Annotated in this window: 14 protein-coding genes and 1 pseudogene; 5 read left to right on the top strand and 10 right to left on the bottom strand. The window is 30.9% G+C overall.

The features are described from left to right. Positions 1-139 precede the first annotated feature (139 nt). Positions 140-940, top strand: a complete 801-nt coding sequence (locus Q0F04_RS09025; protein ID WP_295752564.1) for a nitrilase-related carbon-nitrogen hydrolase — start codon at positions 140-142, stop codon at positions 938-940. After that, the gene (locus tag Q0F04_RS09020; RefSeq protein ID WP_295752562.1) at positions 918-1,886 is read left to right on the top strand and encodes a P1 family peptidase; all 969 of its coding nucleotides are present in this window, start codon (positions 918-920) and stop codon (positions 1,884-1,886) included. The genes Q0F04_RS09025 and Q0F04_RS09020 overlap by 23 nt, the downstream gene beginning before the upstream one ends. A 118-nt stretch (positions 1,887-2,004) precedes the next feature. On the opposite strand, the gene Q0F04_RS09015 is transcribed toward Q0F04_RS09020, so the two are convergent. After that, a complete protein-coding gene (locus tag Q0F04_RS09015) occupies positions 2,005-2,697 on the bottom strand; it encodes a 4Fe-4S binding protein (protein ID WP_295752560.1) in 693 nt (230 codons plus the stop codon). An 84-nt stretch (positions 2,698-2,781) separates the two neighbouring features. Between Q0F04_RS09015 and Q0F04_RS09010 the strand changes: the two genes are divergently transcribed. Continuing rightward, positions 2,782-3,336: a Crp/Fnr family transcriptional regulator gene (locus Q0F04_RS09010; RefSeq protein WP_295752557.1), complete on the top strand. Its 555-nt coding sequence runs from the start codon at positions 2,782-2,784 to the stop codon at positions 3,334-3,336. Here Q0F04_RS09010 and Q0F04_RS09005 read toward each other — a convergent pair. Both Q0F04_RS09005 and Q0F04_RS09000 read right to left on the bottom strand, forming a co-directional pair. Further along, positions 3,329-4,120, bottom strand: coding sequence for a histidinol-phosphatase (locus tag Q0F04_RS09005; protein ID WP_295752555.1), 792 nt, complete (start codon positions 4,118-4,120; stop codon positions 3,329-3,331). The two genes, Q0F04_RS09010 and Q0F04_RS09005, sit on opposite strands and share 8 nt — an antisense overlap. Next, positions 4,117-4,545, bottom strand: a complete 429-nt coding sequence (locus Q0F04_RS09000) for a low molecular weight protein-tyrosine-phosphatase (protein WP_295752554.1) — start codon at positions 4,543-4,545, stop codon at positions 4,117-4,119. The genes Q0F04_RS09005 and Q0F04_RS09000 overlap by 4 nt, the downstream gene beginning before the upstream one ends. 480 nt (positions 4,546-5,025) lie before the next feature. On the opposite strand from Q0F04_RS09000, the gene Q0F04_RS08995 reads away from it, so the two are divergent. Next, positions 5,026-5,736, top strand: coding sequence for a LytTR family DNA-binding domain-containing protein (locus tag Q0F04_RS08995; protein WP_295752551.1), 711 nt, complete (start codon positions 5,026-5,028; stop codon positions 5,734-5,736). Positions 5,737-6,089: 353 nt separating this feature from the next. Continuing rightward, the gene (locus Q0F04_RS08990) at positions 6,090-6,956 is read left to right on the top strand and encodes a hypothetical protein (protein ID WP_295752548.1); all 867 of its coding nucleotides are present in this window, start codon (positions 6,090-6,092) and stop codon (positions 6,954-6,956) included. 273 nt (positions 6,957-7,229) lie between these two features. Here Q0F04_RS08990 and Q0F04_RS08985 read toward each other — a convergent pair whose 3' ends face one another. The 7 genes and pseudogenes from Q0F04_RS08985 to treP all read right to left on the bottom strand — a co-directional run bounded on the left by Q0F04_RS08985 (position 7,230) and on the right by treP (position 15,755). Further along, positions 7,230-7,796 (bottom strand): hypothetical protein, encoded by a 567-nt coding sequence (locus tag Q0F04_RS08985; protein WP_295752545.1) that lies wholly within the window; start codon positions 7,794-7,796, stop codon positions 7,230-7,232. Positions 7,797-7,922: 126 nt separating this feature from the next. Further along, a complete protein-coding gene (locus Q0F04_RS08980) occupies positions 7,923-9,098 on the bottom strand; it encodes a hypothetical protein (protein WP_295752542.1) in 1,176 nt (391 codons plus the stop codon). A 10-nt stretch (positions 9,099-9,108) separates the two neighbouring features. After that, complete coding sequence (locus Q0F04_RS08975; RefSeq protein WP_295752539.1) at positions 9,109-10,227, bottom strand: hypothetical protein; 1,119 nt, start codon at positions 10,225-10,227, stop codon at positions 9,109-9,111. Then, positions 10,220-11,092 (bottom strand): ATP-binding cassette domain-containing protein, encoded by an 873-nt coding sequence (locus Q0F04_RS08970; RefSeq protein ID WP_295752537.1) that lies wholly within the window; start codon positions 11,090-11,092, stop codon positions 10,220-10,222. The genes Q0F04_RS08975 and Q0F04_RS08970 overlap by 8 nt, the downstream gene beginning before the upstream one ends. A 394-nt stretch (positions 11,093-11,486) precedes the next feature. Then, positions 11,487-11,654, bottom strand: a pseudogene (locus Q0F04_RS11925) (ATP-binding protein); the annotation flags it as partial. A 571-nt stretch (positions 11,655-12,225) separates the two neighbouring features. Next, entirely contained in the window at positions 12,226-13,857 is a 1,632-nt protein-coding gene (gene treC / locus Q0F04_RS08965) for an alpha,alpha-phosphotrehalase (protein WP_295752535.1), read from the bottom strand. Between the two features lie 11 nt (positions 13,858-13,868). Continuing rightward, positions 13,869-15,755 carry a PTS system trehalose-specific EIIBC component gene (gene treP / locus Q0F04_RS08960; protein ID WP_295752533.1) on the bottom strand — a complete coding sequence of 629 codons (1,887 nt, stop codon included), beginning with the start codon at positions 15,753-15,755 and terminating at the stop codon, positions 13,869-13,871. Between the last annotated feature and the right edge of the window lie 73 nt (positions 15,756-15,828).

Raw genomic sequence — 15,828 nt, 5'->3', positions numbered from 1 at the left:
AGCTTTATTTAAAACTAATTTAGACTGTTTTCAATCATTTGAAATTATAGATGTTTATAAATCACGAGAAGTTGACGTAAACACTTGTTAGTCATTGCACAGCTTGAAAAGAAGTCGTTTTTCGCCTATCATAATCTATATGAAGATCTGTATGTACCAAATGTCTGTTTCAATGGATAATCAACAAAATATAGCGAAACTAAAACATATTCCAGAATGTGATATTTTAGTTTTACCCGAAATGTGGAACTGTCCATATCATAATGATGCATTAAAGACAGCTTATTTGCGTCACGATGAAAGTTTGATGGCTTTAAAAAACTTAGCTAGATCTCATAAGATATGGATTGTAGCTGGTTCCATTTGTGCAAATAAATACAATCGTTGTTACATATTAAATAGCGATGGCAACATTGTTTGTTCGTATGATAAAACACATCTTTTTGAATTCCACAACAAACAAGATTATTGTGAAAATGAAGTGTTTGTACCAGGAAATCACCTACATTGTTTTGATACGCCATGGGGAAAATGTGGCATTTTATTATGTTACGACATCCGCTTTCCAGAAGTGTCTAGAATTCTAGCTCAAAATGGAGCACAAATTCTATTTTGTCCGGCTGCCTTTAATGAGCAGGCTACAAAGAAACATTGGAAGTTATTTACTCAAACTCGTGCTTTAGAAAATGAAATCTTTCTGTGTGGAGTAGCACCGGCTAAATATACATATAAAAACTATACGGCTGGTGGGCACTCCATTCTTGTGGATGGTTTTGGCAATGTTGTAGTGGAGTTGGGCGAAGAAGAAACATATAAAGTTGTAGACATTGATTTAAACGACATTGAAAAAGTAAGGAAAAGAATGCCTTATTGGAAGGTACGTAGAAATGATTTATATGAATTAAAGGAGATCAAAAATGAAGACAATTCAAATCAATGAAATCGAAGGATTTCAAATTGGTAGTGCACAAGATACAGAAAATGCGACTGGCTGTACCGTCATCTTATGTAAAGAAGGAGCTACAGCTGGTGTAGATGTACGTGGTGGTGGTCCTGCCACTCGTGAAACGGATTTATTAAATCCTAAAAACATGGTTCAAAAAATCCACGCGGTCACTCTATCGGGTGGTAGTGCTTTTGGTCTAGAATCAAGCAGTGGTGTTATGCAGTATTTGAGTGAGCACGAAATTGGTTTTGACATGAAAAACATCTATATTCCAATCGTATGTGAAGCTTGTCTATTTGATTGTGGTGTAGGTAATTCTAAGGCATATCCAAATAAACAAATGGGGTATGATGCTTGTATTGAAGCGGAAAAAAATGATCCTCAACAAGGAAATGTCGGTGCTGGAACAGGTGCAAGTGTTGGTAAATTCTTTGGTCCTCAATATGCGATGAAAGCAGGGTTAGGATTTTCTGCCCTACAAATTGGTCCATTAAAAGTAGGGGCTATTGTTGCAGTAAATGCGTGTGGTGATATTTTCTATCCAAATTCAGACAAACCAATCGCAGGTATTTATGATCGAAACACAAACACAAGATTGTTTAGTGAAGATGAAATCTTAAAGGCAGCTGAAAAGATGATCAATTCTTGTGGTATGAATACAACAATTGGTTGTATCATCACAAATGCAGATTTAAATAAAGCGCAAATGAATAAGATTGCGAGTATGGCACATAATGGGTATGCTAGATGTATTCGTCCAGTCCACACTTCAAGTGATGGAGATACAATTTTTGCGATGACATCCAATAAAGTGCCTGCTGAACAAGATTTAGTTGGAATCATGGCGGTCAAAGCGATGGAACAAGCAATTGTCAATGCGGGTACACAAGCAGATAGTGCTTATGGTCTAGCTAGCTACAAAGAAATCACTAAGGAATAATCATCAAAGTATCGCTACGGTGATACTTTTTTATATCAAAAATGACAAAAAACAACGTTTAACGTGTCAGAAAATGACAAAAGTGCAATATCTGACACGATAACTGCACTTTTTTAGTTTAATCTAAGATTTTTCCATCAATTGAAATTGTGACGACTTGCCAAGGAATGAACTTTTTACTTTCCTGCAAAGCTTTCTTAACCGCATTTTCAAGACCGCCACAACAAGGTACTTCCATACGAACAATGGTTACACTTTCGATGGAATTCATACGAATGATATCGCAAAGCTTTTCTGAATAATCCACCCCATCTAGTTTTGGACATCCAATTAAAGTCACTTTGTTTCTCATAAATTCCTGATGAAAATTGGCATAGGCATAGGCTGTACAATCCGCAGCTACCAATAGTTTGGCATGTTGAAAGAATGGTGCATTGATTGGTGCTAGCTTAATTTGTACTGGCCAAGATGTTAATTGACTTGTTACATTGATAGATGGAGTAGCAACTGGATTTAGTGTATGCATCATAGAGCCTGGACAGCCTGTATGCATAGTACCTGCATCTTTCATGCGTTGTTCCATATTCTTTTTTACAGCCTCTTCATCATAAGCTAGAGTATCTTTTTCAATGAATGAAATAGCACCTGTTGGACATGTGGGTAAACAATCACCGAGTCCGTCACAATAATCATCTCGCATTAATTTAGCTTTCCCATTCACTAAGCCAATGGCTCCTTCATGACAGGCATCTACGCAGATACCGCATCCTGTACATTTATCTTCATCAATTTGAATTATTTTTCTTAACATAGAATCATCCTCATTTCTTATACACTTATTTTATTGTATAATACATTAAATTTATGTTGTTTAAACCACGAAAGGAAGATATTTATGGATTTACCATTCAAGAAATACAAGAAAAATGAAATTATTTATCATATAGAAGATATTCCTCAAGCCATTGGCATTGTCAAAGAAGGAAGTGTTGTCATTGAAACCGTAGATTTTTTAGGCAATGTTTCCCTACTATCACATATTGGTCCTAATCAAATGTTTGCGGAAAGCTATGTCCTAACCCAAACACCTATGTATGTATATGTTAGAGCGATTGAGGATTGTACAATTCAATTTTTAGATGTTCAAGCCTTAGAAAAATCCCCTGAATTAAAGGATCAAATGATTCAAATCCTTTCAAATAAGAACAAAATGTTGTCACAACACATATTTCATATTTCCAATAAGTCAATTCGTAACAAAGTACTGTCTTATTTATCTTTCATGAAACTTGAAACACAAAGCTCTACCTTTAAGATTCCGTTTGATCGTCAACAGATGGCGGATTATTTAAATGTAGAAAGAAGTGCTTTATCAAAAGAACTTTCTAAAATGAAAAGTGAAGGTTTAATTGATTATCACAAGAATACCTTCACTGTTTATTCTATCTAATTTTTTCAGGCACAAAGCCATCTTTTGTGAGTATCTGCATTTCTTTAAATCCACAAGATTGAATCAATTCTAAACTTTCTTCAAAAGCACAATCCAAATAGTTCTTATCATGACAATCACTATTTAGACAAATACGTGCATTTTTAGCCTGTAAATATTCCAATATATCCCTAGATGGATATGGCGTTTTACGATAGCCTCTTGCGATAGCTCCGGTATTGACTTCAAAAATCTTATCATTAATAAGTAATCGGTCAATGCAGTCACAAACGATGTTCATATAGTCTTTATCATTAAATTTAAAGTAAGATTCATCCTCATTATATTTGGTGATCAAATCCAAGTGTCCAATGATATCCACTTCTTGCCAGTCATACATATTGGATAAGTCAGAATAGTAGTCTTTACACATTTTTTTATAGTCACCAGAATACGATTCAAATAAAGAATCAAATACAGATTTAGAGTAATCCACAGCCGTCTCACCTAAAAAATGTTTACTTCCAATCACATATTCAAATGGAGCCTTTTCAGCTATTCTTCCTAACATATCTTCTTCAATACCTAAATGGATTTGAATCGATGAAGAATATTTTGATTTAACTCTTTGAACTTCTGAAATATACCCTGAAGTATCTCGCATTGAACTTGTATCAATGTCCAAATGTCCATGTCCAGAAAATCCTAGAATATCAAAGCCTTTTGAGATGGCTTCTAAAGTCATTTCTTCAATGGTGTCTTTTCCATCACAAAAGATAGAGTGTGTATGTAGATTCTGTTTCATGATAGTTTCTCCAACCAAGCTTTACAGCCTTCATATATATCGTTATAAGCCGTTTCAAAATCGTTGGTGTACCAAGGATCTGAAACATCTCTTGATAATAATTTATAGATCTTATGATCTGGATCCTTATTAAACATACGATTTAGATTACGCACATTATTTTCATCCATACAAATCAAATAGTCATACGACAAATAATCACTCATTGTAGCTTGTCTTGCGTAATGTCTAGAAAATGGAATTCCCTTTTCTTTTAGTTTACGCTTAGCCGGAGGATAAATATCATTACCAATCTCTTCACGACTTGTAGCTGCACTTGAAACATATAGTTCTACCCCATTTTTCTTAGCCAAATCTTTCATAATGTACTCAGCACTTACACTTCTACATATGTTGCCGTGACAGATAAACAAAATTTTCTTCATATTCAAATAAAACCTCCTTATACCACTTTATATCAAGTTATGCCTATAAATATAGGTTATTTCATCATTCGCTAAGTTCCTTCAAATTTGTATTAACCTTGCATACTCTTGCATATCATACCATGTAATGGGCACAAAATGGGCACTAAAATTTTAAAGTTTGTGCCCGTGGATTTTAGACACATTCAACTCCCTCAAGTTCTTCTATTACATCTTCTAAATGAATATGCGTATATATATTCAATGTAATCTCACTCGAAGAATGTCACATTGAATGTTATGTAATACTTTATGAATGGTGGCAATATTGCCACATTAGATTTTTTGAATGATTTCCAAAAAGTCAAATATCTCATTATTTATTTACATGAGCCCATTAGTTAAAAGTTAAAAACTTTAATTCTTTTATACCATTTTATAATTTCATACAAAAGTATAAATAAGTAAACAAATGGTGTAAAATAGTTAGCGGGAGGCATAATGATAAAAATATTAATTTGTGAAGATATAGAAAGAGATAAGCTACACTTACACCAATTACTAGATTCTTTTTTGTTAGCGAACAAAATATCATATAAGATTGATTATCTTGAAAACTTCGATGTAGGGACCAACTTATTCTTAGAATATGATTTGATTTTTTTGGATATTGAACTAGGAGACTACAACGGCATAGAAATCGCATCAAAAATAAGAACCTATAATCGTAGTTCTATTATTATAATCACTTCTAGCTTTAAAAAATATTTAATAGATGGATATAAAATAGAAGCGAAAAGATATCTTATTAAACCAATTGATGAAAAAATATTTAACGTAGAGATGCAGAGCGTCTTATCAACTTCATTTAAACAGCAATACGGTTTTTTCGATAAAAAGATATCTCAATATAAGATTCACTATAAGGATATGTTATACATAGAATTTCTTAATCGACATACGATTATTCATTTTGTTAATAATATTGAGAAAAAAACTACATATCCTCTTAAATATTGGATTGAAAAACTATCTAATAAAGGGTTTGGACAACCATATAAGTCTTTTTTGGTTAATCTTGATTATGTTAGCGGTTTTTCTTCAGATGGTAAAGATATCATCATGAATAATGGTGAAAAAATCCCGTTGTCTAAAAATTTCAAAAAGTCATTCACAAATCAATATTTTGCTAATTTGCATAACATACTATGATGATTTTTCTATCCGATATACTCACGGTTATTTTTATTACATATTTCTTTAACCAATTTATTACTAAAAGAAAAATATCCTATTATATGTTTTTTTTATTATTTCTTATCGCTATTATGTGCACTTATTTAGGAAATTATAACGGAATCAATCAGATAGGAAAAATTCTCTCTTTTATTACACTATACATATATATATCATTTTTATTTAAGGGTTCGCTAATTAATAAATTTATATTGTTTTTGGTATGTTACTTGACGATAGGGATTTCAGAGTCATTATCCATTGTTTTTTTTCAATTATTTAATCCTAGTTTCTCTTTAAATAATATCTACACATCAAATACTTATTTGGTGATTATAATTTTAACACAGTTTTTTGCTTATTTTTTTTCATATATCACACAAAAAATATGTCATACTATTAAAATCACAAACTTACCTAAATCCTTTTATATTTTGTTTTTTCCTGCACTAACAACGATATTGTTCCTCATTGTCTATGGAAACTATCAAACACTCTTTTCAGGAAACAGAATTCTTGTTATTATTTTATTTCTTTTGCTGATTTTTAATTCCATTACAATATTGTTTCAACTACAAATCATTAAAAACGAAAACCTTAAAAAAAGTTTAGAAATATCAGAATTAAGTAAAGAAATGATGATTTCAAAATTTAATTCCTTAAACATGGAATATGAATCCAATTTTAAATTTTTACATAATTTACTTCATACTTGTGCTGAACTTAATCAGTTAATAGATCAAAAAAAATATGATGAGCTAGACTTATTAATTAAATCATTGTCAAACAAGACAATCAAAGAATTTAACGAAATATATACCAATTCTCCAATCTTTTCAACAGTTTTAAACCATAAAAAAAATCAATTATCAAGTTTAAATATTTCTGTTACATCAACCCTTTATAGTGATGATTTATCAAGCTTAGATTCCATCAATCAAATGATTTTTTTTACTAAAATCTTAGATCTTGCAATAAAATATTGTAGTTTATCTGATGAGCAAAGATTTATTATCATTAAATCACGAAAAGATATATATTCTTGTACTCTTCAAATTATTTTTAATTTTCCTTCTACATTCGAAAATGATATAAAAGAATCAACTTCAAATATTGATAAAGAGTTTAATACTCAATCAGACATATCATTCGATTATAATTTAAAGATTGTAGATATAATTTTTTTAATAAACTAATTCGCCTAATCCCATCCAAATTTGTTCAGTCACAAAAATGCCTCGTTTCACCGTAGTCAAACTATGGTATCAAGGCCTTATTACACTGATCATCCGTTATGTTACGCCAAATCAAACCGTCATCAGTAACTGGTATAACCGCTAGAGGTGCACCGAATTAGCCGTCAATTGCATAGAATTATTCAAAAATTAAATAAAAAATAAGAGTCATTTCATAAATTTGAAGTGGCTCTTCGTGGATTTAGTGGCTCTGAGCAATGGATTACCTGGCTCCTAGTGATGGACGGAATGGCTCTCAGTATGTGAAACACCTACTTTATCAACTTTTTTACATAACAAATCATAAAAATCCTGTGTTTGTTGATTTGTGTCCAAGTTGAAAATATATACTTTAGCATCGTTTGTATCTTTTAACACAATAACACTATTAACATCAATATTGTAATAAACTTTAGCTTTGTAATAATAATTCAACCTTTCATTTTTGCTATTGTATATCTCAACATTAGCATCCCCAGAATAATACGTCTGGTATCCCCATCTAAAACCATTTGCAACAATCTTAAGTGTGCAATCTCTATAGTTTCCGCATAATTCTATACTCTCATATTTAATTTCTTCATTTAACTTTAAATAATCAGCATGCAACGAAGGTGTAATAATGGGATTCATTTTAATTGTAAATACTATACTGGTAACTGCTATAATCACTGCAGATATACAACCATAAACTATTTCAAATTTCTTATTAAGCCTACTCCCGAAATGATATTGTAAAATAATGGCAACACCGCAAATTATCAAAAATAGAATTAAATTAAGCCAAAAAAATTTAGTCATATCTTCTAAACCTCCAAATCTATAATTCACAGATTGAATGCAAATTCGCCTTACAACTAAAGTTGTATAAATGGCACAGGTTAATGGAATCAGTGGATTTAAATATGCGAAAAGCTCAATTAAAATTTAAGTTTCTTTTCTATTTTTTCGACAAACTAGCAAAAACAATAAAATAGCAACACATAATAAAGCAATAAATTCTAAATATATAGAATTTATTCCATTTATCCAGCTAAAGTTCAAAACATTTCTAGATAATTGAATTACATTTGATGGGAAAAAGCCAAAAAATGAATAGCTATTAAACATAAATGGAATAAATATAAATAATATAGATAATAATTCGCCTATGTATTTCTTTTCATTCATTTTAACTAACAATGAGGTGAAAAATGTTACCACTAAAACTGCTAGATACCCTATCAAAACATTGACCACATATGCTTGAAAATAATTGATATTTAAAGGGGACAGCCAAAAAAGGTAAGAAGTCTGAATTTTCATATTCCATCCCTCTAAGCCAAATACACTCCAGATTAAAGCACTATAAATTAACACAATAGAAAAATAGATTGCAGAATTCATTATTAAAACCGTTATTGCTTTAATGAAATTAATTTTACTTTCTTTCGTAATTAATGTTCTAAGAATCATATTCATATTACATTTTTTTTCTACAAAGAAAATCAATGCAGCAATTATCAAACTTATGATCATCGAATATATTTGTATATATGGTAGATCATTTAAAAGAGTTTGCCACCCCAAAGAATAACCAAAATCGATATATTTTTGCTCTTTTAATTTATCACTAAAATCTGGGTTAATAGTTTTAATATTATTTTCTCTATTAACAAATATGCTTTGAACAGTTATATCATTTAAATCTAAATGATTCAAAATATCAGGATTAAACGAATACATCGGAGAATATGCTCGAATCACAAGGTTTGCTAAATCAGAATATTTATTAAACATTTTAATAGATTCTGAACCTTTTATCATCAAATTTCCAGTTGAATCAAAATTACTTTTATCATTTGTTATACCAGTAAATACTTTTAATGAATTTCTTAATTCTTTATCAGTTAATTTTTTTTCTATTTTTGCTTGCGCATCTCTTTTGGCACTTATCCCATCAATTTTAGCATTAATGCTAAATTCGTTAACATATACATCAGTACTACTAATCGAATACAAGAAAAAAGTTGAAAGAAAGATTATCGTAAAAAAACAAAACGCAAATATTATTTTTGGATTAATACATTTTTTTATTTCTATAAATATTAGTTTTTTCACCATTATTAATCACCTACTGAATTAATCTTTTTTTGTCATAAATTAATATAAAAGTTAATAAAAAAAACAATAAAAAAGTAAATAATAACTTTGTCATATCAAAATTAAGCACCGATGACACATCAACCATTGTAATAGGGAAACAATATCGTAATATTGAAGAAGATGAAATATTTAATAGTGAAATCATTATATTTGGAATAAAACATAAAATTATAGAACATATAACAGAAACACTACTAGACAAAAACACTTTTGAAAAAAACATAATTAACAGTCCCATCAATACTGATGCTAATAATCCCATTAAAACTGCTCTAGATAATAATTGTCCATACGTCAATAAGTTCGGAAATAGAGGTGCAATTCCTAACTGTACATTAACATCCCAACCAGCTAAACCATATATTGAAAAAATTATTATTGAAAATGGGACAAGGGCCAACAAATAATAGAAACTTGATATAATTATTCCAGCAGTAACTTTTGCTACAAAATGATTAGTACCCCTATTCTTTGTTGTACTTATAATTTCATTCATCCGTTCTTCTTTATCTTGAGAAAACATTTTAGATAAGCAAACTGCAAGCATTATAGATATAAATAGAAATAAATCCATAATTTTTTTCAGAAATCTTTGATAGCCTTTACTATAGCCAGATTTAAAGCTTTTTATTTTAGCGGTGCAATTAGTTTTATCTTTCCAAAGCTCAACAAAATTTATTGGAGTCTTAACTTCTAATATTTTTTTATACTGATCCATATATGTTCCACCTAAAGTAAAATCAATAAGTGAAATCACCTCTTCATAGGATCTCATCTCTTTACTGTACATTGTTTTAAATGTTTCGCCATCAGTGCTGTTAATATTATTTGTTTGCTTTTGAAAATTATCAATAACTTTATTTATTTCATCATCATTTATTTCCACAGTACCATGAGATAAATTTTTTTCAAAGGTTATTGCATCAATACCATAGATTATTCCTTGTTCATAATAAGTTATAGTCTGATCCTGAAACACTGTCAAAAATCCATATACGACAGAAATTACAATTAATAATAATACTGAGATTCTGTTAATCTTACATGTATATATCCTGTTTAACTCATTTTTAATTAACCTAGTCATCTTCACTTACCTCATCAAAATAGTATAAGTATAAATCATTTAAAGTAGCTTCTATAGGCGCAAAACATTTTTCAACATTATCTTCGGTTATTATCCTTATTCTAATAGTATTACCCAAATCGTATACGTTCCTAACTCTATACTTATTCATGAAATAATCCAATTGTGTTTTAGGTACAGTTCCTTCATAAACAAATCCTTCAATCTTTTTTAATAAGACATCTAAATCACCTTGTTCACAGATTTCACCTTTTTTTAAAAGAATAATGGCTTTTGAAATATCCTCAACATCAGAAACAATATGAGTAGAAATAATTACTGTATGCTTCTCACCATATTGATTAAGTAAATTCTTTAAATGAATTCTTTCCTTAGGATCTAATCCAGCTGTAGGTTCATCCAAAATTAAGATTTCCGGTTCATTTAACAGTGCTTGAGCTATTCCCACCCGTCTTAGCATTCCTCCTGAATAAAGTTTAAGTCTAATATTCTTTTTCTCGTATAATCCTAATTCTTTTAACAAATATTCTATCCTATGTTCAAGTTTTTTTCCTTCTAAGCCTTTTAAAATTCCTATATATGATAAAAAATCATAAGCTGTGAAATCTTGATAATAACCAAAATTTTGTGGCAAATATCCTAAAGAATTAAAATAATTATTTTTTAAATGATTAATTTGTTTTCCGTTATACAAAATACTCCCCGAATCAATTTCATATAATTTACACAAACATTTAATTAATGTTGTTTTTCCTGCTCCATTTGCGCCTAACAATCCATAAACGCCTGTTTCAAATTGAAGATTAATATTTTTTAATATTTCATTTCCGTTTAATGCCTTGAACAAATTTCTCACTTCTAACATTCTTCTATGCCTCCCTTTTTATATAGACTAACTTGTGTATCAAATAATTTTTTATATTTACCATCCCTTTTAATCAAATCTTTATGAACTCCTTGTTCAATAACTTCGCCTTAACTAAAACTATAATTTGATCCGACGAACCAATATTTGACAATCTATGTGTTACAAATATACACAATTGTTTTTTTCAATTTATCAAATGTTTGAAATATTTCTAATTCCGCTAATGCATCCATTGATGCAGTAGGTTAAGTTAAAACTAAAATACTTGATTCTTTCATGAAAGCTCTAGCAACGGTTATTTTTTTCCACTAGCATCGCAATTTATTGATAATGTCAAGATAAAATTCACCAAAATGGATTGTTTATTTTTCACCAATTTGGATTGCATTATTTAGTTTTCAAATGAATCCATTACATCTTTGATTCTGTATGACGGACCTACTATACTGACTATATGTGAATGATGCAGCAGTCGATCAAGTGTCGTATTTGCTATTACTGGATTTCCGAATATAGTTGACCATTTAGATAAATTCTTGTTTGTTAAGATTATTGTTGATTGTTGCTCTAACTCTGTTTAGATTTGTACTCTCATCTTAAATTCCATCTGACATCAAATCATAGAGTGTATCCGAATGTGACGTGACCCAACAGCATATTTACTGGTATAACTATCGTTCATGATATTTCTTGCCTCCGTGATATTTCATTAATTAAATATTACACTCAAGAAAAAAATAGTAAATTAAACCGGTACAAGCCGACAAAATCTTGTAAAAGAGGGAAATTTTATATCTTGAATTTAAAAAAATCATTTTCATTTTCGGGTTATCTAGTTATGCACAGTATTTTTTATGATTTATGCACAAGCATAAATAAAAAGCTCAGCATTTAAGCCGAGCGATGTTGTTGATGAAGCTATCCAAAAGGTGCATTTAAGGTGCACAAATCCTCTTAATTTTATTTATTATCCTTTATATAAAGCACTTTCTTCATAGTCAAAAAACCTCACTTTTATATAATTTATCATATTCAGAAGAAAATAATAAGTCATGAAACTATAGAATTAAAACAAACCCCACCAGGTTGCGCATGATAAATCAGAGGCGTGATGGGGTCTGTTAAAAATATTATTTGTGTAAAATTAAAGATTCATAAGGTCTAAGTGTTTTAGTTTTAATTGTACTATCTTCATAATTAGAAAGTAAGATCTCATAATCGCTTAAATCCATATCAAATGTGCATTCTTTCCCATAAAAGTTGCTTAATACAAGTAATTCTTCATTATTTAATACTCGTTTATAGGCAAAAACCGCATCATCCTCTTCAAGTAATGGAACATAGTTTCCTTCTTGAATAATGGCATATTCTTTTCTTAAAGAAATTAATTTTTTATAGTGGTAGAATACGGAATCCGAATCAGCTAATGCATTTTTCACATTGATATCTTTATAATTATCAATCAGAGAAATCCAGGGTTTACCATGTGTAAAACCTGCATTTTCACTATCATCCCACTGCATTGGCGTACGTGCATTATCACGTGATTTTTCTTGTAGAACCTTTAATATATACGCCTCATCTTTACCTTCCTCTTTTAAGGTGTTGTAGGCATTGATACTTTCTACATCACGATATTTTTCAATACAATCAAAATAATGATTTGTCATTCCAATTTCTTCACCCTGATAAATATATGGAGTTCCACGCATCATATGTAGTGTTGTCGCAAGCATTTTTGCAGACTCTTTTGGATAGTTCTTGTCATCTCCAAATCTTGATAAACTTCTAGGCTGATCATGACAATTCCAAAACAATGCATTCCATCCGTTCCCTTTTTGCATTTCAACTTGCCAATCATTCATTAATTGTTTTAATTCTTTGAAATCAAATGGCATAGAAGTCCATTTTTCTTTATTAACATAATCCACTTTTAGATGGTGGAAACTAAAGACCATATCCAACTCATGATTGTCTGGATTGGTATACCCTATACAGTTTTCTACACTTGTTGAAGACATTTCTCCAACAGTTATACAATTCTCAACATTCCCAAATGTCTTTGTATTCAACTCATTTAGATATGAATGAACTCTTGGTTGATCACAATAGAATTGTTTCCCTACGCCTTGTGGACAATCTTCAAACTTTTGTTTATCAATATTATTAATGACATCAAATCGAAATCCACGAATGCCTTTCTTGATCCAGAAATTTAAGATTTGAATAAACTCATTGCGAACCTCTTCATTCGTCCAATCCATATCGGCTTGTTTCTCATCATACAAATGTAAATAATACTCATCAAATTCAGGCACATATTTCCATGCTGGACCACCAAACTTTGAACACCAATTTGTAGGAAGCTTTCCATCTTTTCCTTTTTTAAAGAAATAGTAATTCTTATACTTCTCATTTCCCTTTAATGCTTCCTTAAACCATTTGTGTTCTGTAGACGAATGGTTAAATACCATATCAAACATCAAATAAATATTTCTTTTACTAGCTTCATCAATTAAAGCTTCTAAGTCTTCCATTGTTCCAAACGTTGGATCAATGGCACAATAATCAGAAACATCATACCCATTATCGGCTTGTGGAGATGGAAAAATCGGATTTAACCAAATATAATCTATTCCCAATTCTTTTAAATAATCCAATTTAGAAATAATACCCTTTAAATCTCCAATCCCATCATTGTTCGTATCCATAAAAGATCTAGGATAAATCTGATATACTACTTTATCTTTAAAATTTTCCAAACGCTTACTCCTTATGCGATTGCGACCACGTCTTGACCCGTTTTAATATTTCCTTGTACATTCAAAGAAACAGCTTGTCCATTTGGAAAGACTACAGGTGAAACTAATGATTTTCCTTCAGATTTAATATAATCCAAATCCACTTCAACTAATACATCACCAGCTCTTACATAGTCTCCTTGTTTAACTTTTAGTGAGAAACCTTTTCCATTCAATTCTACAGTATCCATACCAATATGAATCAACACTTCTAATCCATCCGCTCTTTTCATTCCAATCGCATGTCCAGTCGGAAACGCAACTGTGACTTCTCCCGAAAATGGAGCTCTAACTGTACCTGAAGTTAATTCCACCGCAAATCCATTTCCCATGATTCCTTGTGAAAATACTTTATCTTTAACTTCACTTAATTCCATAACTTTTCCTTCTACAGGAGATACAAATTCTAATATTTCATTCTTATTTTGTTTTCCATATAAATCTACATCGGTTAATTTCTTCTTTCCCATTACATAAGTTAATACAAACGGAATGACAATTGCGATGACCATGGCGATTGCGAATTGAATCATGTATTGTGGAAAAATTGATAGGATGCCAGGCAATCCACCTACACCAATAGAAACGGCTGTAACACCTGTACTTACAGAGAACATGGCGGCAAATGCAGAGCCAATCATGGCACAAATGAATGGGAAGCCATATTTAATATTTACACCAAACATTGCAGGTTCTGTAACTCCTAAATAACAAGAAATGCATGCTGGAATTGATAATTGTTGCGCCTTATCATTCTTCTTTTGAAGAACAATCATAGCTAATACCGCAGAACCTTGGGCAATATTAGAAAGTGCAATCATTGGCCATAAGTTCGTTCCACCAAATGAAGAAATTAATTGTGTATCAATTGCGTTTGTCATGTGGTGCAATCCCGTAATAACAAGTGGTGCATACACAAAACCAAATACACCCGCAAACAACCATTTCACCGAAGAATTCAATCCAGCCCAAACTACCTTTGAAATCCAATCACCGACAACCCATCCGATAGGTCCTAATACAGTGTGTGCCAATGTTACAGCTAATAATAATGAGAAGAATGGAACTGTAATCATTGAAATATAGCTTGGTGAAATCTTTCTAAAGAATTTTTCTAAATAAACAAGCGTAAACCCTGCAAGCATAGCCGGAATGACTTGTGCTTGATATCCAATCATTTTTACAGTCGCAAAACCAAAATCCCATACTGGAATATCCGCTGGTGCTGTACTTGCGACGGCATACGCATTTAATAATTGTGGCGACACCAATGTGATACCTAGAATAATACCCAGAATTTGTGTTGTACCCATTTTCTTAGTAATTGACCAAACAATTCCTACAGGCAAGAAATGAAAAACAGCTTCTCCAATCAACCATAAGAATTGATCAATTCCCGCCCAGAATTGAGATACTTCACATAGTGTTTTTGTACCATTTTCTACAATAGCCATAGAGTCAATGACATTTCTAAAGCCTAGAATCAAACCACCAACAATCAAAGCTGGAATAATTGGAGCAAAAATCTCTCCCATAGCCGACATTATTTTTTGAATAACATTTTGTTGAGACTTTGCATTCTGCTTCACCTCTTCTTTACTGACACCTTCAATACCAGAAATCTTAGTAAATTCATTGTAGTATTCTTGTACTTCATTTCCGATAATCACCTGGAATTGTCCAGATTGCGTAAAGGTTCCTTTTGTACTTGGAAGATCCTCGATTTTATTTACATCTGCCTTTGATGGATCAACGAGTACAAAGCGCATACGAGTGACACAATGCGATACTGCTTGAATGTTTTCTTTTCCGCCAACAAGTTTTAATAACTCTGTAGCATCCTTAGTAAATTTTCCCATGTTTTTTTCTCCTTGAATTCGAACGCGTGACTTGTACGTACATCACTACATATAATATACATCTTGTACGTAC

Source organism: uncultured Holdemanella sp. (assembly GCF_934772795.1).
Lineage (GTDB): Bacteria > Bacillota_I > Bacilli_A > Erysipelotrichales > Erysipelotrichaceae > Holdemanella.
Note: the sequence above shows the minus strand (reverse complement) of the source record. Positions and strands in the feature narration are given on the sequence as shown.

Coding starts and splice junctions, on each gene's coding strand:
- Q0F04_RS09025 (WP_295752564.1), top strand. CDS start 140: ATGAAGATCTGTATGTACCAAATGTCTGTTTCAATGGATAATCAACAA.
- Q0F04_RS09020 (WP_295752562.1), top strand. CDS start 918: ATGAAGACAATTCAAATCAATGAAATCGAAGGATTTCAAATTGGTAGT.
- Q0F04_RS09015 (WP_295752560.1), bottom strand. CDS start 2,697: ATGTTAAGAAAAATAATTCAAATTGATGAAGATAAATGTACAGGATGC.
- Q0F04_RS09010 (WP_295752557.1), top strand. CDS start 2,782: ATGGATTTACCATTCAAGAAATACAAGAAAAATGAAATTATTTATCAT.
- Q0F04_RS09005 (WP_295752555.1), bottom strand. CDS start 4,120: ATGAAACAGAATCTACATACACACTCTATCTTTTGTGATGGAAAAGAC.
- Q0F04_RS09000 (WP_295752554.1), bottom strand. CDS start 4,545: ATGAAGAAAATTTTGTTTATCTGTCACGGCAACATATGTAGAAGTGTA.
- Q0F04_RS08995 (WP_295752551.1), top strand. CDS start 5,026: ATGATAAAAATATTAATTTGTGAAGATATAGAAAGAGATAAGCTACAC.
- Q0F04_RS08985 (WP_295752545.1), bottom strand. CDS start 7,796: ATGACTAAATTTTTTTGGCTTAATTTAATTCTATTTTTGATAATTTGC.
- Q0F04_RS08980 (WP_295752542.1), bottom strand. CDS start 9,098: ATGGTGAAAAAACTAATATTTATAGAAATAAAAAAATGTATTAATCCA.
- Q0F04_RS08975 (WP_295752539.1), bottom strand. CDS start 10,227: ATGACTAGGTTAATTAAAAATGAGTTAAACAGGATATATACATGTAAG.
- Q0F04_RS08970 (WP_295752537.1), bottom strand. CDS start 11,092: ATGTTAGAAGTGAGAAATTTGTTCAAGGCATTAAACGGAAATGAAATA.
- treP (WP_295752533.1), bottom strand. CDS start 15,755: ATGGGAAAATTTACTAAGGATGCTACAGAGTTATTAAAACTTGTTGGC.